Genomic DNA, 26,049 nt, shown 5'->3' with positions numbered 1-26,049 from the left:
TCACGCGCTTACTTATTTTTTTTATTCAGATTAATAAGATTAAGACAGCTTTGCTTTTTAAATATCATGCTTACCACATATACAGGGAGAGTATTTTGACTACTGATACTCATGCTCTTCGTATTGAAGAAATATTAGAATTTTTACCACATCGTTTTCCATTTTTACTGGTAGATCGTGTTTTGGATTTTGAGAAAGGGAAGTTCTTAAAAGCAATAAAAAATGTTTCTTTTAATGAACCATTTTTTCAAGGACATTTTCCGGGTAAACCAATTTTTCCTGGTGTATTGATTTTAGAAGCTATGGCACAAGCAACAGGTATTCTGGCATTTAAAAGCGCAGAAAAGTTAACTACATGGGAACTTTATTACTTTGCTGCCATTGATGAGGCCAGATTTAAGCGTCCTGTTCAACCTGGTGATCAATTAATTCTCGAAGTGGAATTTATTAAAGAACGGCAAAGTATAGCTCGATTCAAAGGTACTGCTAAAGTTGACAGTGAAATAGCCTGTGAAGCATCAATGATGTGCGCTCGCCGCCGGGAGACCTAAAGGTGATTAATCAATCTGCCTTTATACACAACAATGCTATTGTGGAAGATGGAGCAATTATCCATGCTGATGTATATATTGGTCCATTTTGCATTGTTGGACCACAAGTGGAAATTGGCGCACGAACAATACTCAAATCTCATGTAGTAGTAACAGGAATAGCTCGGATAGGTGAGGATAATCAAATTTATCCATTTGCCTCGCTAGGAGATGTAAATCAAGACTTAAAGTATTCTAAAGAATTGACACGTACAGAAATTGGTAATAATAATCGCATTAGAGAGTGCGTAACAATTCATCGTGGGACAATGCAAGGAAAAAAAATAACCAGGATTGGTGATGAAAATTTATTTATGGTAAATACCCATATTGCCCATGATTGCACTATAGGCAATCATTGTATTATGGCTAATAACGTGACTCTTGGAGGTCATGTAATAATTGACGATCATGCTGTTATAGGCGGCATGACTGCGATACATCAGTTTTGTGCAATCGGAATGCACGTCATGATTGGAGGGTGTTCTGGTGTTTCTCAAGATGTACCGCCTTTTGTTATTGCTCAAGGCAACCATGCTACTTTATTTGGCCTGAATACAGAAGGATTAAAACGACACGGTTTTGATCGTGATGCTCTTTACGCAATACGTGCTGCATATAAGATTATTTATCGGAATGGTAATACTCTTGAGAGAGCTAAATTAGAACTAAAAGAATTAGCGCAAGAATACAAAGTAGTTAATGTCTTTCTTGATTTTTTGTTGCGATCTCGCCGAGGAATTATTCGATAATTATGGGATTAATATCACGTTCTGTCACTATTGGTCTAGTATCTGGAGAAACATCTGGAGATATTCTTGGCGCTGGATTAATGAATGCGCTGCGTGAATATTTGCCAAATGTTAAATTTTTCGGCGTTGCTGGAGAAAATATGCGAACAGCAGGGATAGAGGTCTGGTATAATGCAGAAGAGTTAATGGTAATGGGTATCTTTGAAACAGTTAAATATTTACCAAAATTATTACGTATTCGCCGCGATTTAGAACATCGTTTCATTGCATTACAACCCGATGTATTTATTGGTATTGATGTACCAGATTTTACAATCTCATTAGAGAACAAATTAAAACAACGTGGAATTCGTACTATTCATTACGTTAGTCCTTCTATTTGGGCTTGGAGGAAAAATCGAGTTCATAAAATTGGTCGAGCTACTGATAACGTATTAGCTTTATTTCCATTCGAAAAGTCAATTTATGATTATCACAATGTTCCTTGCAAGTTCATTGGCCATCCAGTAGCCGATTTTATTCCTTTTAATCCTGATAAAACTGCTGCGCGTGTAGCGCTCGGCATACCAGTCGAAGCAACATGCCTGGCATTGTTGCCTGGAAGTCGTCAAAGCGAGATTGAAATGTTAGGTGCAGATTTTTTACGTACTGCTGAACAACTGTATCGCAATTTTCCAGGACTTGAAATTATTGTTCCATTAGTTAATTCTAATCATTGTGCCAAATTTAAACGTATTAAAGCGATGACAACACCAACATTACCATTACGAATTTTAAATCATCGATCATCTATACAAGCTATGATTGCTGCGAATGTAGCTCTATTAGCTTCAGGTACTGCAACACTTGAATGTATGTTAGCAAAATGTCCAATGGTTGTTGGCTACCGCATGAAGCCTTTGTCATTTGCAATAGCACGTCGTTTGATAAAAACTAAATGGATATCTCTTCCGAATCTATTAGCTGATCATGAATTAGTTAAAGAATTTCTCCAAGAAAAGTGTCATCCAGATGCGTTAGCAAATGCTTTAGGTTTCTTACTTGAAGATAGTGATCATCAAATAAATTCCTTATTAACTACATTTCGTCAAATGCATCGGAAGATTCGTTGTAACGCAAATGAACAGGCTGCACGTGCAGTAATGGCATTAATAAAACGTTAATTTTTTAAAGTCAGAAACTGTGTATATCATTAAATTAATATCTTCCGCGTTACACAAAAATCTTTAGCCCACATATAATCTAGTGTATTTATTATGATGCGATATGTAAGAATTTTTCTTACGTCTTAATCACTTTACTCTTTTTTATAGAGAAACATTATATGCCAGAACCACGTTTTGTTCATTTACACTTACATAGTGACTATTCTATGGTTGATGGACTAATTAAAATAAGTCAGTTATTAGAAAAAGCTGTACTTCTACATATGCCTGCCTTGGCCATTACTGACTTTGCTAATTTATGTGGATTAGTCAAATTTTATGATAATGCCCATATGCTCGGCATTAAACCAATTATTGGCGCAGATTTTTTTGTCCAAAATGACGTATTTCATAACGAAATATCAGAGTTGACAATTTTAGCAGCAAACAATGTTGGATACAAACATTTAACTCTGTTAATCTCGGATGCTTATAAACGTGGATATAACAGTGCTCTTGGACCTGTTATCGATCGCAATTGGTTAGCTAATTATAATGAAGGTCTCATTCTTCTTTCCGGGGCAAGTAAAGGGGATATTGGAAAGTTTTTGATACGTAATAATGTTTCTCAAATAGAAAACTGTTTAGAGTTTTATGGACGATTTTTTCCAGAACGTTACTACTTGGAGGTTATTCGTACTGGACGATCAGGTGAAGAAAATTACATACGCTCTGCTGTTGCATTAGCAACTCGTCATGGTTTACCAATAGTAGCTACTAATGATGTACGCTTTATCGATACAAAAGATTTTGATGCGCATGAAATCAGAGTGGCAATTAGTAATGGATACACTCTCAATGATATTAAACGGCCAAGAAGCTATAGTCCACAACAATATCTTCGCAGCGAAGAAGAAATGTGCAATTTATTCGCCGATCTACCGGAAGCATTATCTAACAGTGTAGAAATTGCACGACGATGCAATGTTATTATTCGTCTTAATAGATATTTTTTGCCACAATTTCCAACTGGAAATTTATCCACGGCAGATTATTTAATTAAATGTGCTCGTCAAGGTTTGGAAGAACGATTAGAATTTTTGTTCCCAAATATTAACATACGGAAAAAAAAACGTTCAATTTACAATGAACGTTTATTTAGTGAATTGAAAGTAATAAACCAGATGGGTTTTCCTGGTTATTTTTTAATAGTAATGGAATTTATTCAATGGTCAAAGAAGAATAACATTCCTGTTGGACCAGGGCGTGGTTCTGGTGCCGGTTCGCTTGTAGCTTATGCACTAAAAATTACAGATCTTGATCCACTATCGTTTGGTTTATTATTTGAACGTTTCCTCAATCCAGAACGTATATCAATGCCAGACATTGATGTCGATTTTTGCATGGAAAAACGTGACTTGGTTATTGATCATGTAGCTAAAATGTATGGTCGAGATGCAGTTTCTCAAATTATTACTTTTGGTACTTTAGCAGCAAAAGCAGCAATTCGTGATGTTGGACGAGTACTTGGATATTCTTATAGTTTTGTAAATTCCATTTCTAAGCTTGTTCCTTCTGATCCTGGTATCAATTTAGAAAAAGCTCTCATAACTGAACCAAAACTACAGACTATTTATTCCAATGACGAGGAAGTCAAAACATTAATTGATATGGCGAAAAAATTGGAAGGAATAACAAGGAACGCTGGTAAACATGCAGGGGGAGTAGTAATCGCTCCAACAAAAATTACTGATTTTTCCCCTATTTATTGCGATAGTGAAGGGAGCTGCCAATTGACTCAGTTCGATAAAAGCGACGTGGAGTATGTTGGCCTAGTAAAATTTGATTTTCTAGGATTACGTACTCTAACCGTAATTAACTGGACATTAGAAATGATTAATGCTAGGCGTGTACATCATAATTTAAAAAAACCCATTAACGTTTCTTCTATTCCACTAGACGATGAAAAAAGTTTCAATTTATTAAAAAGTTCCGAAACAACTGCTGTATTTCAGCTAGAATCACGTGGCATGCGAGATTTAATAAGACGTTTGCAGCCAGATTGTTTCGAGGATATGATCGCGTTAGTAGCTTTATTTAGGCCGGGTCCACTACAATCTGGCATGGTAGATAATTTTATAAATCGCAAACGCGGTCTCGAAAAGATTTCTTATCCTGACATTGAATGGCAACACTTGTCCTTAAAGCCTGTTTTAGAGTCAACTTATGGAATTATCCTTTACCAGGAGCAAGTAATGCAGATAGCTCAAGTATTGGCAGGATATACTTTAGGAAAAGCAGATATTCTTCGCCGCGCTATGGGGAAAAAAAAATCAGAGGAAATGGCAAAACAGCGATTAGTTTTTAAAACTGGAGCAGAACGTATCGGAATTAAAAGTGAACTTTCAATGAAAATCTTTGATCTAGTAGAAAAATTTGCTGGATATGGATTTAATAAATCACATTCTGCTGCGTACGCATTAGTTTCGTATCAAACTCTATGGCTAAAAGCTCATTATCCTGCTGAATTCATGGCAGCAGCTATGTCTGCAGATATGGATAACACTGAAAGAATAGTAGAATTAATGGAAGAATGTCTGCGTATGGGTCTAAAGGTTTTGCCACCAAATATTAATAATAGCCAATATCGTTTTTTTGTTAACCAAAATGGTGAGATAGTTTATGGTCTAGGCGCTATTAAAGGTATTGGGGAGGGACCTATCCAAGCAATAATTGAAGCACGTAATCGAAGAGGTTGCTTTAATGGAATATTTGAATTATGTGCACATGCTAATGTTAAAAAATTAAGTCGAAGAATATTGGAAAAACTAATTATGTCTGGAACATTTGATTGTTTTGGTGATCATCGAGCTGCGCTAATAGCCTCTATAAATGATGCACTTAAATTCGCTAATCAACGTGCTAGAAATGAAGAGATTGGTCAAACTGATATGTTTGATATAAAAAGTAAGCGAGAAATTATACAATCTTCATATAGTGTTACTCCCTGGACGGAAAAAATGATTTTGGATAACGAACGGGAAACACTTGGATTTTATTTAAGCGGTCATCCCATTACTTCATATTTACATGAAATTAAATTCTATACAAATGGTCTACGTTTAAGAGATGTTTACCTTGTTGAACGTGGAAAAGTTATTACCATTGTAGGATTAATTTTATCGATTCGGAAAACAATCACAAAGAAAGGAAATAAAGTTAGTATTTGTACACTAGATGATCAATCAAGCCGACTTGATATAGTTTTGTTCGCAAATGAACTAGAAAGATATTATTTTCTACTGAAAAGAGATCGTGTTATCCTTGTAAAAGGAAGGGTCAGTTATGATTCTCTTAATAGAAGTGCTAGACTAATTTCTAGTGAATTAATGGACATTAGTGAAGCAAGAAGAAAATATGTACGTAAAATTGTTATTTTATTAATGGAATGGCAAATAAGCAATAATCATTTCCTTAATCGCCTTCTTATATTATTAAAAAAAAATCAATCAGGAAATACTCCTGTATATCTTTTCCATCAAAAGATAGATACACATATGCGAGTGCGTTTCGGAGAAAAAATTTGGCAAGTTTATTTAACAGATCATTTACTTAATGATTTACGAACACTTGTAGGCAGTAAACAAGTGAAATTAGAGTTCAATTAATAGAAGGATAGGAACGGAGCGATATGAGTTTAAATTTTCTTGATTTTGAACAACCAATCGCAGAGTTAGAAGCAAAAATCGAATCATTGACAGCAATCGTCTGTAAAGGAGAAAAATTTGATATTAATTTAGATGAAGAAGTAAAACGTTTAAATGAGAAAAATATAGAACTAACAAAAAAAATATTTTCTAATTTAGGAGCTTGGCAAATTGCTCAATTAGCTAGACATCCCATGCGCCCTTACACATTAGACTATGTACATCATATCTTCAACGACTTTGATGAATTAGCAGGAGATCGTACTTATGCTGACGATAAAGCTATTGTCGGTGGTATTGCTCGTTTAAATTCACGGCCAGTTATAATTATTGGTCATCAAAAGGGTCGCGAAATTAAAGAAAAAATTAGAAGAAATTTCGGTATGCCAGCGCCAGAAGGTTATCGCAAAGCTTTACGATTGATGGAAATGGCAGATCGGTTTAATCTTCCATTAATTACGTTTATTGATACCCCAGGAGCTTATCCAGGCATCGGTGCTGAAGAACGAGGTCAAGCCGAAGCTATTGCAAAAAATTTGCGAGAAATGTCTTCCCTTCGAGTTCCAATCATTTGCACGGTAATAGGCGAAGGTGGTTCTGGTGGAGCATTAGCAATTGGAGTGGGAGATAAGATCAATATGTTACAATATAGTACTTATTCGGTAATTTCTCCTGAAGGATGCGCTTCCATTTTATGGAAAAGTACAGATAAAGCACCTATTGCTGCTGAAGCTATGGGAATTATCGCTTCAAGACTAAAAGAGTTAGCGTTAATTGATAATATTGTTCCAGAACCGCTCGGAGGAGCTCATCGTAATCTATCAGCTATTACTGTATCGTTAAAGAAACAGTTATTATCTGATCTGTCTGAACTTGATAGTCTAAAAACGGAAGAGTTATTGAATCGTCGATATCATCGATTAATGAGTTATGGATACTGCTAAAATTTGAAAATCCTTTTAGAAAAAAATTATTAAGAGTTAAGTATAATCAAAAAATTTTTATCAAGACATAATTTATGTGGATGTATTTTCTCTACCAATTAGGCAATTGCCAATTCTTTTTAAGAAAAACTTTATATTAAGAAATAATGAAACTTATAGTATCTTATTGTTTGATTTAGTTGGTAATCCAATAAAAATCTTAATTTCATTAAGCATTAATTATTGACTGTTTAACTGAAAAAGATCTACCTAACAGATAGAATTGAGATAAATAATAAGAAAGTTGGTTTCTTAATTTAATTATAAAATAAAGCTCTCTAGAAATGAGAGTTGCCGTTATGAGTTTTGAAATCAATAAGAAGCATGAGAAGCAGATACAAAAATTTTTGTATCATGTTAGTGACTGTATTGCACCTTATCGTTCTATACTACTAGCATTTAGTGGTGGTTTAGACTCTACTGTGTTGCTAAATATTCTTGTTATGCTGCGAGATATGGACGTTATTTTCTTTGGGAAGGAACAAAGAAATAAATTGTTACTTCGAGCAATGCATATTCATCATGCATTGAATTATCGTGCTGATTGGTGGGCTGAACATTGCGCACGAGAATGTTATCGACACAATGTTATTTTTAATATTAAACACATTACCGTTAATAAAAAATCTGGAAATATTGAAGCCAGAGCGCGTAATGCTCGATATCAAGCATTATTAATGACACTAAAAACAAATGAAGCGTTGCTTACTGCTCATCATAAAGATGATCAGGCAGAAACTTGTCTTTTAGCACTAAAACGCGGTAGCGGACCAAACGGTTTAGCAGCAATGTCATCATCGTCAAACGAATCAAATTTAAAATATTGCCTATTACGACCGTTGTTATCGTTTAGTCGAGAAGAATTAGAAACATACGCTCGTTTATGTGGACTTCATTGGATAGAAGATGATGATAATGCAAATCTAAAACTTGATCGTATTTTTTTGCGCCTGAAAATTTTACCGTCCTTAAAGCAGCGCTGGCCGAAGTTTCCAGATGCTATAGCACGTAGTGCAAAACTTTGTGCTGAGCAAGAAGAGTTACTCGATGAACTTTTAAAAGATACATTAGCCAATGTTGTAGCGCCAGATAAATCATTAAATTTGACTCCACTAAAAGCAATGAACGAAGTTAAACGTTCAGCATTACTTCGTCGATGGCTTGCTAGTCTTGCAATAAAAATGCCGACAAGAAAAAATCTTATTCGTGTATGGGAAGAGGTAGCTCTCAGTCGAAGAGATTCAGTAGCACAACTGAAAATTGATGAAAATCGATTTGTTCGACGTTTTAAAGATCGTCTTCATATTGTAAAGTTTGTTCCTTGTTTCATAGATAGCAAGACACAATTCTTATGGCCAGTAGGAAGCGAACAACCATGTTTACCTTCATGGTTTGTTGGTATTATATATCGACACTTAGTCAAAGAAGAGGTTATAAGGACATCTTGTAATTATATTAACATTAATAACGAAAAAAACATATCACAGTTAAAAGTAACTATTGTTCGTGCTCCTACTACTTCGGAAGAAGTATCAATTCGGTTCGGATCAGTATCTGGTTTGTTGCATATTATCAATCGTAGCCGTAGACGCACCTTAAAAAAAATTTGGCAAGAGCTAGGTGTACCACCTTGGCAGCGGCTTAGTACGCCTTTACTATTTTACAATGATAAACTCATATCTGCATTAGGGGTTTTTATAACTCGAGATGGAATCGCAAATCAAGACGTTCAATGGAAAATTTTTTGGCAATTGGAATTATAAAAAAGTAATGAAATATTTTTCTATATTATAAAAAATAATCATTCTGTAATAGCTGAGTTAAATGATATCTAAATATTTTAGATAAATTATTATCTAACTGAGTTCACTTTAAAAACCAATTCTATAAAAAAAAGAAAAATTCAAATCCAAATAAATACCTTATGAATATAGCAAATAAGGAAAGTCTAATATAGGTAATTACGATTTTTAATCGTTAAATAAAATAAAAACTGTTAAAAAATTTCCAAAAACACGCAAATAAGTTAAGAGAAAGACTCTAAGTGCTTTAGAAAGAAAAAATTTGAAATTAATTATCTAAAATATCACCTGTATTTTCTTTTATAAGAAATCTCTTTAAGAAAGTTATTCAGTCTAATTTAGATCATAACACACTTTTCCATAATAAAATTAATTACAACATCTAGCTTAACCGTTGTTTTCTCGCCACTACGTCTATTTCTATATTCAATTTCATTAACGTTTAGATCTCGATCGCCTATGATTAACTGGTGTGGTATACCGATAAGTTCCATATCAGAAAATATAACCCCAGGACGTGCTTTGCGATTGTCAAGCAGTACATCAACTCCTTTTGCTTGTAGCTGATAATATAGATTTTCTGCTACTTCCTTTACCCTAAAAGATTTATACATATTTATAGGTAGAATAGCAACATTGAATGGCGCTAACGCTTCTGGCCATAAAATACCACGTTCATCATGATTTTGTTCAATAACCGCAGCAACTGCGCGTGTAATACCAATACCATAGCACCCCATGGTTAGTATCTTACTTCTATTATTTTGATCGTGCATATTAGCGTTTATTATTTCTGAGTATCTGGTACCTAATTGAAAGATATGGCCTACTTCGATTCCTCGTTTAATTTGCAAAACACCATTTCCATCTGGACTAAAGTCGCCATTAACAACTTTACGAAGATCGGCCACTTGTGGTAATGGTAAATCTCGTTCCCAATTAATACCAAAAAAATGTTTATTTTGTTCATTGGCCCCAGCAACAAAATCACTTAAAATGGCCACACTACGATCAATAATTAATGGTAATGGAAGGTTTATTGGCCCCAAAAAATAAGAAGAACTAACACCAACGGCAATGCGTATTTCGTCTTCACTAGCAAATTTAAGCGGAACAGCAATCTGAGAGAGTTTTTCAGCTTTGGCAAAATTAAGCTGATGATCACCACGTATTATCAGCGCTATTAGTGGGTGACTAGAATTTTTTTTGGCGTGAACTAATAATGTTTTAGCGATCTTTTCTATTGGAATTGAAAACTTTACTATTAATTCTTCATTAGTATAGACATCAGAAGTATCAACTATTCTCATTTTTTCTTTAGGAGTCGAGCGTTTTCTACTTTGTGGAATGGCCTCCACTAATTCAATATTAGCAGCATAATTCGACGTTGTTGAAAGTGCAATTTCATCTTCACCAACACTGGTAAGAACTTGAAATTCATGGGAAATTATGCCTCCCATAGAACCAGTATTTGCTTGTACTGCGCGGAAATTTAGATTCATGCGAGTAAAAATGCTTTTATAAGTTTGGTACATTAAATCATAAGTCTCTTGTAGGGAAATTTGGTTCTTATGAAAAGAATAAGCATCTTTCATTATAAATTCTCGTGAACGTAAAACACCAAAACGAGGACGTATTTCATCACGAAATTTAGTTTGAATTTGATAAAAATTCAGCGGAAGCTGTTTATAAGAATTTATTTCATGACGAATAAGATCAGCTATTACTTCTTCATGAGTTGGACCTAATATAAATGAACGCGTATGTCGATCAGTAAATCGAAGAAGTTTTTGACCATACTGTATCCAACGTCCACTTTCTTTCCACAGATTAGCCGGTTGTATCACTGGCATAGAAATTTCAATTGCACCAGCTTTATTCATTTCTTCGCGCACGATTTTTTCTATTCTTTGCAAGACACGTAAACCAGTAGGTAACCAACTGTAAAGACCAGCAGTTAATTGACGAATCATTCCAGCGCGCAACATTAGTTTATGACTAACTGTTTCTGCGTCGGATGGAACCTCTTTGAGAGTAAAAAGTGAATACTGGCTAGTTCGCATATTAATTTGATTTTGTGAATTTAACTAATTTCTTAACAGATATGTAAGTAAGTTAAGTGCGCTCCTAATTATTAAATTATTATTTAGCTTTTTGCCATTTTTTTGTCTTCTCTCTTAAGAGAGAATCGAAATAAGAATGTATTTACCATTTCTTTAATCAAAAGAGCAACTTCTCTTTAATAAGAGTTCTGCAAGAAGAGCAAAAACTTTTCTCATTTTAGAGTCATAGTTTCTGACAAGAAATTAAGTCAATTTCATAATTTTATTCTTTCTGAAATAAACTTATTGACTTGATGACAAAACAAAAAAAAGAACGGAGCTCCTCTTTTTTAGACTATCCAAATTTTTTATCTAAAGTTATAAATTTTAACTGAGTTTTAGTAAAATCATGTTATCTTATATGTGACGGATGGTTCTTTCTATTTTAGAATAGCCAATTCTTCCCAGATAGAATCGATATTTACACGCGTTTTTTGGTCCATCTCAATTGGTACACCCCAATTACGTTGGGTTTCTCCTGGCCATTTATTTGTTACATCTATGCCCATTTTTGACCCTAGATTAGGTATTGGTGAAGAAAAATCAAGATAATCTATTGGAGTATTTTCAATTAAGACAATATCGCGCACTGGATCCATTCGTGTACTCATTGCCCAGATTACATCTTTCCAATTACGTGCATTGATATCATCATCGCATATAATAATAAATTTAGTATAAATGAATTGACGTAAAAAAGACCAAATACCCATCATTACTTGTTTAGCGTGACCGATATATTGTTTTCTAATAGTTATGACAGCTAAACGATAAGAACAACTTTCCGGCGGGAAATAACAATCTACAATTTCTGGAAACTGTCTTTGCAGAATAGGTATAAAAATTTCATTAAGCGCTTCGCCTATTACAGATGGTTCATCTGGAGGACGACCTGTGTAAGTTGAATGGTATATCGCATCGTGTCGTTGAGTAATATGGGTAATAGTAAAAACAGGAAATCGATCGACTTCGTTATAATAACCAGTATGATCTCCGTAGGGACCCTCTATCGCTGTTTCAGAAGTCTCTAGATAACCTTCAAGCACGATTTCAGCATTAGCTGGCACTTCCAAATCACAAGATAAACATTTAACCACCTCAGTTTTGCCACCCCGTAATAAACCGGCAAAAGCGTATTCAGAAAGAATATCTGGAACTGGAGTTACTGCGGCAAGAATTGTAGCAGGATCAGCACCAAGCACAACAGCAATTGGAAACCGTTGTTCAGGTTTTTTTTCTTTCCACTCTTGAAAATCTAATGCACCACCTCGATGAGCAAGCCATCGCATAATTACTTTATTTTTATCTAAAACTTGTTGTCGATAAACACCTAGATTATATCGATTTTTATGCAAGCCACGAGTAATAGTAACTCCGAATGTAATAAGCGATGCAACGTCTCCAGGCCAACAATGCATAATCGGAATACGGTTAATGTCTACATCTAGACCGTTCCATACTTGTTCTTGACAAGGCGCTGACTTTACGCGTTTAGTTGACATATATAGTATCTGTCGAAATTTTGGAATTTTTTCTAACAAATCATGAAACCCTTTAGGAGATTCTGGTTCTTTTAAAAAAGATAATAGATTACCTATATCACGTAAGGCTTTTATTTTCTTTTGGCCCATACCAAAAGCTACTCGCCTAATTGTTCCAAACAAATTGCATAATACAGGCATATCGTAACCTTTTGGATTTTCAAAAAGTAAAGCAGGACCACCTGATCGTAGTGTACGATCTGCAATTTCTGTCATTTCCAAATGCGGATTAATAGGAAGAGAAATTCTCTTCAACTCTTTACGTTGTTCCAGTAAAGAAAGAAATTCACGTAAATTACGGATTTTTATCCTATCTTCAAAAAACATAATTAGTTATTTTTCATTTATAATGATAAATAATTTTGATTACAATCTAATGAAAGATTACATTTTTCTCTATGTAAAAATGTTATTGTTGTAGACTAGTAAACTTAATAGTTTTCTTTTTTAGTAATTATTCTGTCTATGACAGTTAAACATTTTATATTTTAAGCACTCCTTTTTAGAGAATTGCTAGTTTTAGTTCAGATTTTCTTTTCTCAAGAAAAGAAAATTAATTGTTTTATTAGAAGTAATAAAAGTTACTAACAATTTTCAGAAATAAAAAGTTTAATTTAGTAATAAATACAACTCTTGTTTCTAATTTCTATTTTTTTAAAAAAATTTAACTTGGTTATCTTTTTTTATTGTAAGAGATTTTAAATATCATGTAGTACGTTTCCAGCTGATAATCCAAACTACAACTCCGCTTCCTATAATCCAAGCTGGAAACGATGATCCATTGAAAATGTTTTGTTCTATCAAAACTGTACCACCAAATAGTAAGATTGCGCCTATTCCAAATAGAAAACGAAATTGGTTCTGGCGTTCGCAGTAAGTTTGAATTTTTAATGTCAAAAGATCGATACTTTTCTGAAACAGATGTTGTTGTTTAAAATTTTCATAAATAAGTTCTGGTAATTCAGGAAACTTTTCTATCCAGAGAGGCGATTTTTCTTTTAAGGTCTGTAAAATAGTCCTTAGACTTACTTGATCTTTAATCCAGTCTTCCAGAAAAGGTTTAGCTGTTTCCCATAAATTTAATTGAGGATAAATTTGACGTCCGATGCCTTCAATATATAGTAGCGTTTTTTGTAATAAAACTAATTGAGGTTGTATTTCCATGTTAAACCGCCGTGCGGTATTGAATAAATCTAACAACACGTGACCAAAGGAAATTTCTGCTAACGGTTTTTCAAAAATAGGTCCACATACCGTTCGAATAGCAGACTCAAAGTCTTCAATATTTGTATTCGAAGGTACCCATCCGGATACAACGTGCAATTCAGCTACTTTTCGATAATCTCGATTAAAAAAGGCAATAAAATTTGCCGCTAAATAGCGTTTATCTTCTTTACTGAGCGAACCAACAATTCCATAATCAATACCAATATACTTTGGATTTTCCGGATGTTCAAAACTAACAAAAATATTGCCAGGATGCATATCCCCATGAAAAAAACTATCACGAAAAATTTGAGTAAAGAAAATCTGTACTCCTCGCTCTGCTAATAGTTTCATATTTGTTCCCTGTTTCTCTAACATGGCTATATCATTAACTGGTATACCATATATACGTTCCATAACTATCATGGTTTCATTACAGTAATCTGAGTAAATTTCTGGGACATATAACATTGGACTATTAGCAAAGTTGTGTCTTAATTGAATAGCATTGGCTGCTTCACGCAATAAGTTCAGCTCATCAAGCAATGTTTTTTCATATTCCTGAACTACTTCGATCGGTCGAAGACGTCGACTATCTGGTAATAAACGTGGGATCCAATTAGCCAAACGATACATTAACTGTATATCCGCTTTGATTATTGGTAAAATATCCGGACGAATAACTTTGATTACTACTTCTTTTCCGTTTTTTAGCTGAGCAGAATGAACCTGAGCGATTGAAGCAGACGCCAACGGCTCTTGCTGAAAACCATCAAATAAACTTTCTAATGGTTTTCCTATGGAACGTTCTATATACTTACGTGCTAACATACCATCAAATGGTTTTACGTGATCTTGCAATATTGCAAGTTGATCAGAAATAGATGGTGGAAATAGATCTCGTCTTGTAGAGAGCATTTGGCCAAACTTGATCCAAACTGGACCTAATTCTTGCAAAGCTAATCGCAAACGTTCACCTAGCATGTATTCCGAATGATTATTTTGTATCCAAAATAATAAAAACCTACGCCCTAATCGCAGCGACAATGTCAGTCGCGTTTTTGGAATAAGTTCGTCCAATCCAAATTTGAGCATAATACGAATAATCAAATAGAGACGACGATTAGCTTTGAACACTATCTTTATAACCTTCAAATTGGATGATCACTAAATTTTTCGTTGATCGTAAAGTCCGTCATAGTGATCGTTAGTTATTTAATGGTGAAGATTTAATAGATTAATTTCAACTTATCAAACTAAAACGATAATGATTTATTAAGTGCATATCTTATCTCTTGTTAAGAGTTTTATAATTACTCCATCATTATTAGCGGTTAACCAATATGTAATGAGATTAATGTACCTAAAAATCTGTAGCTAAATATAATAAATAAGACTTAATACTGCAACCCGATATCAATGCAATTAATTATTTTAAACTAAAGAATTCTTAAAGAAGAAATTTCTTTTTATGTAATAAATAATTTTTTGCTTAAGCAAGCAGTAAAAAAATAGGCTTTCGCCATGTAGTTCAAAATAAACCTGATGATCTAAAAGCCCACTAATAATCACTAACAACAAACAAAATTGCTTTATGAATTAAATCAAAAATTTATAGCCGCGATGTAGTGCTACAATTCCTCCGCTCATGTTGAAATACTCAATAATTTTAAATCCAGCATCTGACATCATTGATTTAAGTTCTTCTTGATTGGGATGTATACGAATTGATTCAGCTAAGTAACGATAACTTCTAGCATCTTTTGCTATCATTTTCCCAATACATGGTAACACATAAAAAGAGTAAAGGTAATAAGCTTTTTTTAATGGATTAAAAAGATAAGGAGTAGAAAATTCAAGAATTAGTAATCTACCTCCAGGTTTAAGTACGCGATACATTGCATTTAATGCTTGCTCTATTTCAGTTACATTACGAAGACCAAATGAAATAATAATACAATCAAAGGTATTATCTGAAAATGGTAACTGTTCGGCATTAGCTTGAATATAACTAACATTATTAATAATTCCAAGATTACGAAGTTTATCGCGTCCAACTTTTAGCATAGAATCATTAATATCTGTTAATATTACCCTTCCATCGTTTCCAACAAGACGAGAAATTTTGGCTGTTAAATCTCCAGTACCGCCTGCTAGATCTAATACTGTTTGTCCACAACGGACACCGCTATACCGGATAGAAGTACGCTTCCAGATTCGGTGTAAACCGAAAGACATTAAATCATTCATTAAATCATATTTTTTTGCAACAGAATGAAAAATATCTGCAACCATTAATGTTTTTTCGCTCTTTAAAACAGTAGAATATCCAAAATGGGTTGTTATATGTTTCTTATCATGTTTAGATTTCATTTAACGTTTATGTTCTATTAAGTTTATACTTTCTAAGTAAAACACTATATACCTTAATGGTTTTTACTATAAACGGTCTTTTTAAAGAAGTAAGTTCTTCGAAGACAAACGCCTCATCGTGATTTAAAAAAAACGAACCTTTTGACGTATGCCCTAATATATCTCCTAGTCTATTACTAAAACAGTAATATTTTTCTTAATTTACTATCCCTATTTTTATTTTTTTTTCCTATAGTTACGATCAGATTCCGATGATAAGACAGCGTAAGTGTTAGATGGAAACGTGATTGGTCTTTTAATTTCCACTCCAAGGGAGTGAAATTCTTCTGCTTGACGAAGAATATTACCTCGTCCTTCTAATAGTTTATTCCTTGCTAGTTGGTAATTATTTTGTGCTTTATCAAGGCATTGGCCAATATCATTAATATCATTAATAAACAACCGCAGCTTATCATACAATCGCGATGCACGCTCAGCAATATGTTTAGCATTATTACTTTGATATTCATATCGCCATAAATTATTTATCGTTCTTAACGCTACTAAAAGTGTAGTAGGACTGACTAACATAATGTTATGTGTTAGTGCTTCGGTTATTAGTTCTGGTTGTTGATTAATTGCTACCATAAATGCTGTTTCAATCGGTACAAACATTAATACATAATCTAATGAACGAAACCCAGGCAACTTGTGGTAATCTTTACGACCTAAAGTTTTCATATGAATACGAATTGAGTTTATGTGATCCATAAGAGCTAGTTGGCGATCAGCATCATTAGTACTATTGAAATAGCGTTCGTATGCTACTAATGATGTTTTAGCGTCGATTATAACATCTTTGCCTTTTGGCAAACGAATGATCACATCAGGTTGTCTTCGATGACCATCCTCTTGCTGTGTTTGAACTTGAGTTTCAAACTCGTGTCCCTCTCGTAATCCAGAGGATGCCAATAATTTACTTAGAATTACCTCACCCCAATCTCCATGAATTTTATTATCCCCTTTAAGGGCACGAGTTAAATTAATGGTTTCTTGAGTGATGCTAGCATTGAGTTGTTTTAGCGTTTGAATTTCATTGATTAATGTATGACGTTCTCGCGCCTCTTGACTGAGATTGTTTTGTACTTGATGACGGAAACCTTCAATTTGCTCCCTCAACGGTATTAATAATTGATTAAGGCTTTTTTGATTTTGTTCATCGACTTTTTGTCCATGATAAGAAAATATTCGATTAGCTACATTTTCAAAATGTTCTGAAAGATGTTTCTCATTATTTATTAAATAATTTTCTTTTTCTTTGGCTGACAATTTAGATTCTTCAAAACGAGTAATAACCTCACGCAGTTTTATTTCTTGATTATTATTAATTTCTTTTTGTAACTGTAACTCTCGATTAAGTTGTCGACATTCTTGACGAAGATAGGAAAGAGAAGATAAGCGTTCCTCAGCAACAATTAATCGACTAGAAAGATCGCGTTGCTCACATTCTCCTTGATGTTTCATTAGTTCTGCTTGCCTTAGAGCAAGGTGCATTGTTTGCAAAGCTTTTTCAAGGCTAACCTGTTTTTCCTGTTGTATTAGTATATTTTGATTCAGTTTAATTTTGGCAAAAAACCAGCCTATTCCAACGCCAATTAATACTCCGCTAAAGCCTAAAGTAATACATAAACTATATGATTGACTAACATTCATATTTTATTAGATCTATATTATTAGCTAATGACTAAAAAAGATATGTCAAGAAAGAAAATTATTTTAAACACCTAGTATATTTTAGCTAATTTTTTAATTTTTAATTAAAACTAGAATTACAAATAGATCTCAAGAACATCATATTAAATATTCTTCTCAGTTAGGATAGCTTTTTATTGCTAAAATAAACGCATATGTAAGAAAAAGCTTATCTAAGCAGGAGGCACATGGTTCCTGATTGTTAAATAACACATCGGTCAGTTTTAAAATAAAACAAGAATTTAAGAGAAAACAAGCAGTTGTTGTTTTAGTAATAACGTATTGATTGACAATCTAACCCATCTTTAAATATTGTATTTAAGATAGTTTCCGGTTCGGTTTTAAGTTTAGATCTTTTTAAAAGAGTATCAAGATAAATTAGAAACTTTTTCCGCTTTATTAATTTTGATAGGTTTTATTTTAGATATCATAATAAGTAACTTTTCAAAGTAAAAAATATTAATCTTCTATAAGAAATTTAAGAAAATCTGCTGCTACCTAATAGCGATTAGTTTAATTTAATTTGTCATTAAAAGTCTAATTAAATTAGGATATATTTTTATATTTTTTAATTTTTATTAACTCTATAAAGAAACAGATCGTTTTTATTATACATGCTAATATGAATTCTATTCATTTTTTTCTTTATAAAAGAATTTCTAATTTTATTCAACTATTGAATTAGTTCATTGCATTAATAATGATAGATTTGCCACAAACTAATCGTAAAAAATTTTTAATAAGTTAAAAAATACGGTCATTCCAATCTTTAAAAAAGACTTTTTATATTATTTCCTCCTATAGGATTCTTCTTAGAATAAGAAAAGTCAATCTAGCGTTGATTGGACATTTATTAGTAATTATGAATAAGATTGTAGAATATTTTTACAGATCTCTTTGTTTCTTACTTAGCACGGACTTCTATTATAAAGAATAAGACCAATATTAATTTAATCTAAGGAAGTACGGTTCCTGTAAGAAACCATTTGCGACGTGAGTTAAGAAAATCATAAGCCTTCATTATTCTTTTTCCTGGTGGTTGCAGTCTTGTTATAGTTAATACTCCTTTGCCAGTGGCAATATGTATCCCAATATTGTCTGTCCCTAATATTGTTCCTGGCATATATGAATACTTTGTTTCATCTTTAACGAAAGAGCTCCAAACTTTAATGGATTGATTCATGAAAAAAAAATAACTAATTGGCCATGGATTAAAAGCGCGAATGCAACGCTCAAGATGAGATGCAGGAAGCGACCAATCAAGTCTTGCTTCCTTTTTACTAATTTTTTTTGCGTAAGTAGCTAGTGAATTATCTTGCGCTTCTGGCAAAACACAACCATCGGTAATTTTTTTAATCGTAGCCAAAAGCGTCTTTGCCCCGATCTTGGCTAATTTGTTACATAATGAATAACTGGTATCAGTAGGTTCAATAATACAAGTAGTTTTATTTAGTATAGCACCGGTATCAACTCCTGTATCCATCTGTATAACAGTGATACCAGTGAAATTGTCTCCAGCCAATAATGCTCGTTGAATTGGTGCTGCTCCGCGCCAATTTGGCAACAAGGATCCATGGACATTTATACATCCAAATTTTGGAAGTTCCAATATAGATTGAGGAAGAATTAACCCATACGCTACAACTATCATAATATCGGCATCTAATTTTGCTACATTCTTCTGACTCTCTAAGCCGGACAGAGAGGTAGGTTGAAATACAAATAGATTATGTTGATTAGCCAAAAGTTTTACTGGATTAGACAAAAAACGGTTTCTGCATCCTATAGATTTGTCTGGCTTGGTAAATACCCCAACAATTTGATGCTTAGCGTTAATTAAAGCGCTTAAGCAACAGGCAGAAAAATTAGATGTTCCAGCAAAAATAATGCGTAGAAAATTAGACAAGCGTTCTCTAAATTTTTTTAATTGTTTTTGTATTTGTATTTATGCGTATAAATTTTTTCACTTTTCGTTGAATTATTTTTCTTTTTAAAGGTGAAAGGTAATCAATGAAAAGTTTACCAATTAAATGATCCATTTCGTGTTGGATACAAATTGCTAATAAGTCACTTGCTTCCAGATCAAAATTATTACCATATTGATCTTGTGCTTGCACTTTTATTTTTTTAGCTCTTGGAACAAGAGCGTACTGATTTGGGATAGATAAACAGCCTTCATCAATGTGTATTTGACCGCTTGTTTCTAACAATCGAAGATTGATCAATACGAGTTGTTCATTTTGATTTGCTGATATATCGATTACAATTATTTGTTTTTGAATGCCGACTTGAATTGCTGCTAAACCAATGCCATTTTTAGCATACATAGTTTCAAACATATTATCTACAATGAGGCGAATATCATCATTAATATTGATAACAGGTTTAGCGATTTCCCGTAATCGTTCATCAGGGTAATATAACAACTTTAATAATGCCATGAAAGTTTAAGAAAAAATTTAACTTTTATTTATAATAAAAATGTTATGCATTGATAAATGCATGCTTATGCATAAGTTGTTTTGAAAAAAATTCAATTAGAAAAATTTTCTATTTCTTTCCAGATTAAAAGATTTAATATTTTTACATTAAATTAACTTAAAAAGTAATACTTAGTGATATCAATTCTCAATAAAGAAATTAAATAACTTAAACATAGTATGTATTAATAACTATTATGCTTAATAATGTCTAACTTTATACTAAATAAATTACAAGTATAACTTTCTGTACTAACAGATTAAAAGACCGTTTACATTACTAAAATATATGTTGTTCTAGATGATAGTGAATTAAAAACAGCCAAAAACAACTAAGTTAAATTTTAACTTTTATTAAGGTTTCTCCTTAACCATATTATCTAAAGAGATCTCTTGTATAAATACTATTGCTAATAGCCTATCAAGCGTCTTAATTTAATAAAAAAGATTGCATGTCAATTTTGCTTTAATTTTTCTACTCATCATTTTAAGTAATATAACCAATGCTATCCGCTCTAAGAAGTTAGAGATAAGGTAGTTCTTCTATTAAAAAGCTATATGAGACAAATCTTTTATTTTCTTACCTATCAGTAGAAAATCAAAATAGTAAGTAATTTTTTCTTACTTAAAAAGCCAAAACTTGAATAAAACTCAGTTTGACAAGTTAACCAAGATACTTTAGCATGGATTATGTTGGGGGTTAATTCTTAATAAGAAAGTTTATATTTCAAATTTAACTTTTCTTATAGTTTATATTCCAATTGGCAAAAAAAAGAAAGTACGTATTATTTATAATCTTTTAGATTGTTTCATGCTTTAATTTGCAAGCCTAATCTTTATTTATTTTATAATTTCCTCAACGAGGGATTTAGTTTAAATAGTCTTATTACTAAATATATCAACGTATATTAATTGAAATTTAGTAACTTTAAAATATGTTTCTTTTATTAAAATGAATAATTCTATTTAAATTTTTAATTTAGTTAACTCTCTCAAATAGAAATCCATCAAAAACTCTAATGAGCAGGATTTTATCCGAAGAAATAATTAATTTAATTACAGCACTTCATCAAAAGCAAATTATTGCTTATCCAACAGAATCTGTTTTTGGATTAGGTTGTGATCCTGATAGTGTTACTGCAATTAAAGCGTTGTTAAAATTAAAAAAACGCTCGTGGGAAAAGGGATTTATTTTGGTTGCCGCTCATTATTCTCAATTAAAAAAATATGTCGATGACGACATGTTAGACTTTGTTACTAGACAGAAAATTTTTTCTAGCTGGCCAGGGCCTGTGACTTGGGTTTTACCAGCTAGCAAAGCCTTATCTCCTTTGCTTACTGGTAGATATACCTCTCTGGCGGTACGTGTTAGTGCATTTGGCCCAATAAAACAGCTTTGCCTTGCATTTGGCAAACCAATAATATCTACCAGTGCTAATTTAACTGGCTACCAGCCAGCACGCGACGTCAATGGAGTATATAAACAATTAGGCGCTAATTTTTTAGTAATGAATGAAGAAGTAGAAGGGCGATTAAATCCATCAGAAATACGTGATGCTTTGAGTGGTAAATTAATTCGATATGGATAATAAATTGTAATGGATAATTATGAAATAAAAAAGGGTATTAAAAACGCATTTGCTGTTTTTGGTAATCCTATTCATCATAGTTACTCTCCGAGTATTTATTCGTTATTTTCTTATGAGACTGGTATAACTTATCCGTATGTTTGTATACAAACGACTATAAAAAGTTTTTCAAAAACACTTAAACAATTTTTTGATTCAGGTGGTTTAGGAGCAAACATTACCTTACCATTTAAAGAATACGCACTTTCCTTGTGCGATCAACTTACTGAGGTGAGCTCCCTAACTGGAACCGTGAATACTATTAAGAAACAGAACGATGGTTCTCTTTTAGGAGATAATACAGATGGAATTGGATTGATTACTGACCTAAAACGTCTTAATTTTATATATCACAATAGCCGAGTTCTTTTGGTAGGAGCAGGAGGTGCGGCAAGAGGAGTAATTCCATATTTACTAAGATATGGATGCAAAGTAACTCTGACAAATCGTACTTTTTCTCGCGCTCTGAAACTGATTCAATCTTCCTACAAATCATATTGTAAAGCAGGCTACATTAACGCTTTATCCATAGAAAATTTGAAAGCTCCAAACTATGATCTAATTATTAACGCAACTTCCTCTGGCATAAAAGGTCAAGTACCATTGCTATCAACATCACTGATTTCGTCTTCAGTATGTTGTTACGATATGTTTTATCAAAAGGGAGATACGCCGTTTATAACTTGGGGACGACAAAATGGTGCATTACATTGTTCGGATGGACTTGGAATGCTAGTGCACCAGGCGGCTATGTCTTTTTTACTATGGCACGGCATTCTTCCTTCCGTGTTGCCAGTACTGAAAATATTGCGTAGGGAATCAATTTATAAATAAGGAAGGTTATTCTTAGATAAATGAGATTTTTTTAAGTGCGATTCAAATTTTTTTGACGAACGGTAACTTATTTTGATGTATAAAAATACTAATAGTTAAATTAAGATGGACTGTATAACACTAAATCACTTTACGATAAACAATCTCCCATTGAAGCATTTTTTTTGAATTATAATAACTGCAATCATTAATTAATATTCTTCTTTTCAGAAGAAAAGAAAGTTTTCTGATAACATCCAAAAATCTTTTACTCTAAATTATAAATAATTAATAAAAAGATGAATAAATCATATTTATATGAACAAGATAACCCCTAAAAAATAGATAGGATTGAATTCTTCTTTGAAAGAAGAAACTTGATTAATCAATAAATAGAAAAATCAAGAAAGTTTCTTCTCTTTAGAAGAGTGGAGCAGGAGATCCTGCTATCAAATGATACTAGTTTTGAATAAATTTTTACAAAACTGCTACCATTTTCAATTTTAAAATTGATTTTTTAGAACTAAAAAATCAATTTTTCAATATCAACCACTATGAACATCTGATATTTTTCGCATCATAATGTGCGACGTTAAGCTGAAATCAATTAAAATGAAAAAGATTATAGATTTTGATTTAAAATTGTCAGTTCTATTACTGGTTTTTTTAATAAAAAATTAAGTCTATTTAAAGTAATTTTCATAGAAATATTACCAAGTGATTATCTTGATTGAATGAGATTTTGATTGGCTTAAACTTATTAAGCTTAATTAGTAATATTACGGTACAATTAATACAATTAAGCTGTTATAAACAATTTAAATAATTAATTTAATTCAAAATGTTTAGATTTGATTTACATTTAAAGAAGAAAGTGGATTGTTTTAATTGCTATAAATTTTTATCGATGTATTGAATATATAAGTTGTTATATCAAAATTTATAAATCAATCTAAGCTAAATGTAACTAGTGGTTAAATTAAAATAGCTTATCGCGTTTTTTTATTGAAAAAATCTTCTCTTGTAAAGAAATTTAGATTTTAATCTTTAAAAAATTTTGTGGATAAGTAAATAGCAATTTACTAAAAAAACATTTTTACGATGTTCTTATATGCATTTCTTCCCGTCAAATTAATAAAAAATTAGATTGAGTTGACTTTTATAGTATAAAACGAAATAAAATTTGCTTTCAGAATAAATAAGAATAAATTAAGCATGAAAATAAGAAACATATTTACTCAAGAAGTAAATCTTAACAGATTTAAGAAAGCTAGATAAACGTAAACCTCGTATCAATTTTTTATAATTCATATATATTTAACGTTATTCATTGGAATAAAATTAACTACATAACTAATATTTAGCACTTTTTTTCTAAAATTTAATTCTATATTTTTAGTGTCCTTTCTAGGAAATGTGTATCGACTTCTCCTTGTTGAAAATTTTTATTGTTCATAATTTTTAATTGTAAATTAATATTAGTTTTAATACCGTCAATAATAAGTTCTGCCAAAGCATTTTTCATACGGGCGATCGCTATATCCCGTGTTTCACCAAAACAGATGAGTTTTCCAATCATTGGATCGTAATAAGAGGGCACTGAATAACCAGTATAAATATGTGATTCCCAGCGTACACCCAAACCACCTGGTGCATGGAATCTGGTAATTTTACCAGAACTTGGTAAAAAATTTATAGAATCTTCGGCGTTAATACGACACTCTATAGCACAACCAGATACTTTTATATCATGTTGATGCAATGAAAGAGGCTGTCTATCAGCAATACGCAATTGTTCTTTAACAAGATCTACCCCTGTTACCATTTCAGTAACAGGATGTTCTACTTGAATACGGGTGTTCATTTCAATAAAGAAAAATTCGCCATTTTCATATAGGAATTCAAATGTACCAGCACCTCGATAACCAATTTCAATACAGGCCCTTACGCAGCGCTTTCCAATTAAATGGCGCAACTCTTCCTTAATACCAGGCGCTGGAGCTTCTTCTACCACTTTCTGGTGACGGCGCTGTATAGAGCAATCTCGTTCAGAAAGATAAATGGCATTCCCTTGACCATCTGCTAATATTTGAATTTCAATATGGCGTGGATTTTCTAAATATTTTTCCATGTAAACTAAATCATTATCAAAATTAGCTTTTGCTTCGGCACGAGTTATACAAATCAAAGAATTTAATTCTTGATCATTACGCACTACACGCATGCCGAGTCCACCCCCTCCTCCAGAGGCTTTAATAATTACTGGATAACTAATACGGCTAGCAATAGCTCTATTTTTATCTATATCCTCTTTCAGAGGACCGTTAGAACCCTGAATACATGGAACACCAGCTTTTTTCATAATGTTAATAGCGGAAACTTTATCACCCATTAACCGAATGGTTTCAGAGCGGGGTCCAACAAAAACAAAACCAGAACGTTCTACCTGTTCAGCAAAATCAGCATTTTCCGATAAAAATCCGTAACCAGGATGAATAGCTACTGAACCAGTAATCTCTGCTGCAGAGATAATAGCAGGAATGTTAAGATAACTTTTTTTTGAAGGAGCTGGACCAATACAAATAGCTTCATCAGCTAGCAGTACGTGTTTTAATTTACGATCAATAGTAGAATGTACGGCTACAGTTTTAATTCCAAGCTCCTTAGATGCTCGGAGAATACGTAATGCAATTTCTCCACGATTTGCGATGATAATTTTATCTAGCATTTTATGCCTCATCATTCAATAATGATCAGAGGCTCATCAAATTCAACTGGCTGTCCATTGTTCGGAATAATGGCTTTTATTATACCAGCTTTGTCTGACTGAATTTGATTCATCATTTTCATCGCTTCTACAACACAAAGCGTATCACCAATATTAACTTTTTGACCAATTTCTACAAACGGTTTTGCATCTGGACTGGCAGTTCGATAAAATGTTCCTACCATTGGAGATCGTACTAAATGATCACTTACAGTTGCAAATGCAGTAGTAGTTTTTATTAAAGAGGCTGATAAAGGTTGCTTGGCTGATGGAACACAAGTCCGTTGATTCGACGAATAAGTTGATTGTGTTGTATAACAACGATTAATACGAACTGATTTTTCGCCTTCAGAAATTTCTAGATCAGAAATATCAAATTCTTTTACTAGCTCAATTAGCTTTTTGATCTTACAAATATCCATAATTCGC

The 26,049-nt window shown here is 32.6% G+C and carries 17 protein-coding genes; 8 read left to right on the top strand and 9 right to left on the bottom strand.

Annotated features, from left to right (window positions below; genetic code table 11):
• Nucleotides 1–95: 95 nt before the first annotated feature.
• The 6 genes from fabZ (at nt 96) to tilS (ending at nt 8,940) form a co-directional block, all read left to right on the top strand.
• Nucleotides 96–551: a 3-hydroxyacyl-ACP dehydratase FabZ gene (gene fabZ / locus JK145_RS00995; protein ID WP_220665013.1), complete on the top strand. Its 456-nt coding sequence runs from the start codon at nt 96–98 to the stop codon at nt 549–551.
• Between the two features lie 2 nt (nt 552–553).
• The gene (lpxA, locus tag JK145_RS00990) at nt 554–1,342 is read left to right on the top strand and encodes an acyl-ACP--UDP-N-acetylglucosamine O-acyltransferase (protein ID WP_220665239.1); all 789 of its coding nucleotides are present in this window, start codon (nt 554–556) and stop codon (nt 1,340–1,342) included.
• A 2-nt stretch (nt 1,343–1,344) separates the two neighbouring features.
• The gene (lpxB, locus tag JK145_RS00985) at nt 1,345–2,505 is read left to right on the top strand and encodes a lipid-A-disaccharide synthase (protein ID WP_220665012.1); all 1,161 of its coding nucleotides are present in this window, start codon (nt 1,345–1,347) and stop codon (nt 2,503–2,505) included.
• 161 nt (nt 2,506–2,666) lie between these two features.
• Nucleotides 2,667–6,155 (top strand): DNA polymerase III subunit alpha, encoded by a 3,489-nt coding sequence (gene dnaE, locus JK145_RS00980; RefSeq protein WP_220665011.1) that lies wholly within the window; start codon nt 2,667–2,669, stop codon nt 6,153–6,155.
• A gap of 23 nt (nt 6,156–6,178) precedes the next feature.
• A complete protein-coding gene (gene accA, locus JK145_RS00975) occupies nt 6,179–7,138 on the top strand; it encodes an acetyl-CoA carboxylase carboxyl transferase subunit alpha (RefSeq protein ID WP_220665010.1) in 960 nt (319 codons plus the stop codon).
• Nucleotides 7,139–7,461: 323 nt separating this feature from the next.
• Nucleotides 7,462–8,940, top strand: a complete 1,479-nt coding sequence (gene tilS, locus JK145_RS00970) for a tRNA lysidine(34) synthetase TilS (RefSeq protein ID WP_255555779.1) — start codon at nt 7,462–7,464, stop codon at nt 8,938–8,940.
• Nucleotides 8,941–9,317: 377 nt separating this feature from the next.
• Here the strand turns inward: tilS and JK145_RS00965 are convergent, their stop codons facing one another.
• The 7 genes from JK145_RS00965 to def form a co-directional block, all read right to left on the bottom strand.
• Entirely contained in the window at nt 9,318–11,042 is a 1,725-nt protein-coding gene (locus JK145_RS00965) for a proline--tRNA ligase (protein WP_220665009.1), read from the bottom strand.
• Nucleotides 11,043–11,461: 419 nt separating this feature from the next.
• Complete coding sequence (gene ubiD, locus JK145_RS00960) at nt 11,462–12,949, bottom strand: 4-hydroxy-3-polyprenylbenzoate decarboxylase (RefSeq protein ID WP_220665008.1); 1,488 nt, start codon at nt 12,947–12,949, stop codon at nt 11,462–11,464.
• 378 nt (nt 12,950–13,327) lie between these two features.
• A complete protein-coding gene (gene ubiB / locus JK145_RS00955; RefSeq protein ID WP_370627585.1) occupies nt 13,328–14,923 on the bottom strand; it encodes a ubiquinone biosynthesis regulatory protein kinase UbiB in 1,596 nt (531 codons plus the stop codon).
• Between the two features lie 504 nt (nt 14,924–15,427).
• On the bottom strand, nt 15,428–16,201 hold the full coding sequence (gene ubiE, locus JK145_RS00950; RefSeq protein WP_220665007.1) for a bifunctional demethylmenaquinone methyltransferase/2-methoxy-6-polyprenyl-1,4-benzoquinol methylase UbiE: 774 nt from the start codon (nt 16,199–16,201) through the stop codon (nt 15,428–15,430).
• A gap of 216 nt (nt 16,202–16,417) precedes the next feature.
• Nucleotides 16,418–17,893: a DNA recombination protein RmuC gene (gene rmuC / locus JK145_RS00945; RefSeq protein ID WP_220665006.1), complete on the bottom strand. Its 1,476-nt coding sequence runs from the start codon at nt 17,891–17,893 to the stop codon at nt 16,418–16,420.
• A 994-nt stretch (nt 17,894–18,887) separates the two neighbouring features.
• Entirely contained in the window at nt 18,888–19,838 is a 951-nt protein-coding gene (fmt, locus tag JK145_RS00940; protein ID WP_220665005.1) for a methionyl-tRNA formyltransferase, read from the bottom strand.
• A gap of 7 nt (nt 19,839–19,845) precedes the next feature.
• Nucleotides 19,846–20,373, bottom strand: coding sequence for a peptide deformylase (def, locus tag JK145_RS00935; protein WP_220665004.1), 528 nt, complete (start codon nt 20,371–20,373; stop codon nt 19,846–19,848).
• A gap of 1,058 nt (nt 20,374–21,431) precedes the next feature.
• Between def and JK145_RS00930 the strand changes: the two genes are divergently transcribed.
• Nucleotides 21,432–22,001 carry a Sua5/YciO/YrdC/YwlC family protein gene (locus tag JK145_RS00930; RefSeq protein ID WP_220665003.1) on the top strand — a complete coding sequence of 190 codons (570 nt, stop codon included), beginning with the start codon at nt 21,432–21,434 and terminating at the stop codon, nt 21,999–22,001.
• Between the two features lie 9 nt (nt 22,002–22,010).
• Entirely contained in the window at nt 22,011–22,874 is an 864-nt protein-coding gene (gene aroE / locus JK145_RS00925) for a shikimate dehydrogenase (RefSeq protein ID WP_220665002.1), read from the top strand.
• Between the two features lie 1,366 nt (nt 22,875–24,240).
• Here the strand turns inward: aroE and accC are convergent.
• Both accC and accB read right to left on the bottom strand, forming a co-directional pair.
• Nucleotides 24,241–25,581, bottom strand: coding sequence for an acetyl-CoA carboxylase biotin carboxylase subunit (gene accC, locus JK145_RS00920; RefSeq protein ID WP_220665001.1), 1,341 nt, complete (start codon nt 25,579–25,581; stop codon nt 24,241–24,243).
• Nucleotides 25,582–25,592: 11 nt separating this feature from the next.
• Nucleotides 25,593–26,042: an acetyl-CoA carboxylase biotin carboxyl carrier protein gene (gene accB, locus JK145_RS00915; RefSeq protein ID WP_220665000.1), complete on the bottom strand. Its 450-nt coding sequence runs from the start codon at nt 26,040–26,042 to the stop codon at nt 25,593–25,595.
• Nucleotides 26,043–26,049 lie beyond the last annotated feature (7 nt).

The sequence above is a fragment of the Sodalis sp. CWE genome, from assembly GCF_019646055.1.
Taxonomy (GTDB): Bacteria; Pseudomonadota; Gammaproteobacteria; order Enterobacterales; family Enterobacteriaceae; genus CWE.
Note: the sequence above shows the minus strand (reverse complement) of the source record. Positions and strands in the feature narration are given on the sequence as shown.

Coding starts and splice junctions, on each gene's coding strand:
- lpxB (WP_220665012.1), top strand. CDS start 1,345: ATGGGATTAATATCACGTTCTGTCACTATTGGTCTAGTATCTGGAGAA.
- dnaE (WP_220665011.1), top strand. CDS start 2,667: ATGCCAGAACCACGTTTTGTTCATTTACACTTACATAGTGACTATTCT.
- accA (WP_220665010.1), top strand. CDS start 6,179: ATGAGTTTAAATTTTCTTGATTTTGAACAACCAATCGCAGAGTTAGAA.
- tilS (WP_255555779.1), top strand. CDS start 7,462: ATGAGAGTTGCCGTTATGAGTTTTGAAATCAATAAGAAGCATGAGAAG.
- JK145_RS00965 (WP_220665009.1), bottom strand. CDS start 11,042: ATGCGAACTAGCCAGTATTCACTTTTTACTCTCAAAGAGGTTCCATCC.
- ubiD (WP_220665008.1), bottom strand. CDS start 12,949: ATGTTTTTTGAAGATAGGATAAAAATCCGTAATTTACGTGAATTTCTT.
- ubiB (WP_370627585.1), bottom strand. CDS start 14,923: ATGCTCAAATTTGGATTGGACGAACTTATTCCAAAAACGCGACTGACA.
- ubiE (WP_220665007.1), bottom strand. CDS start 16,201: ATGAAATCTAAACATGATAAGAAACATATAACAACCCATTTTGGATAT.
- rmuC (WP_220665006.1), bottom strand. CDS start 17,893: ATGAATGTTAGTCAATCATATAGTTTATGTATTACTTTAGGCTTTAGC.
- def (WP_220665004.1), bottom strand. CDS start 20,373: ATGGCATTATTAAAGTTGTTATATTACCCTGATGAACGATTACGGGAA.
- JK145_RS00930 (WP_220665003.1), top strand. CDS start 21,432: ATGAGCAGGATTTTATCCGAAGAAATAATTAATTTAATTACAGCACTT.
- aroE (WP_220665002.1), top strand. CDS start 22,011: ATGGATAATTATGAAATAAAAAAGGGTATTAAAAACGCATTTGCTGTT.
- accC (WP_220665001.1), bottom strand. CDS start 25,581: ATGCTAGATAAAATTATCATCGCAAATCGTGGAGAAATTGCATTACGT.
- accB (WP_220665000.1), bottom strand. CDS start 26,042: ATGGATATTTGTAAGATCAAAAAGCTAATTGAGCTAGTAAAAGAATTT.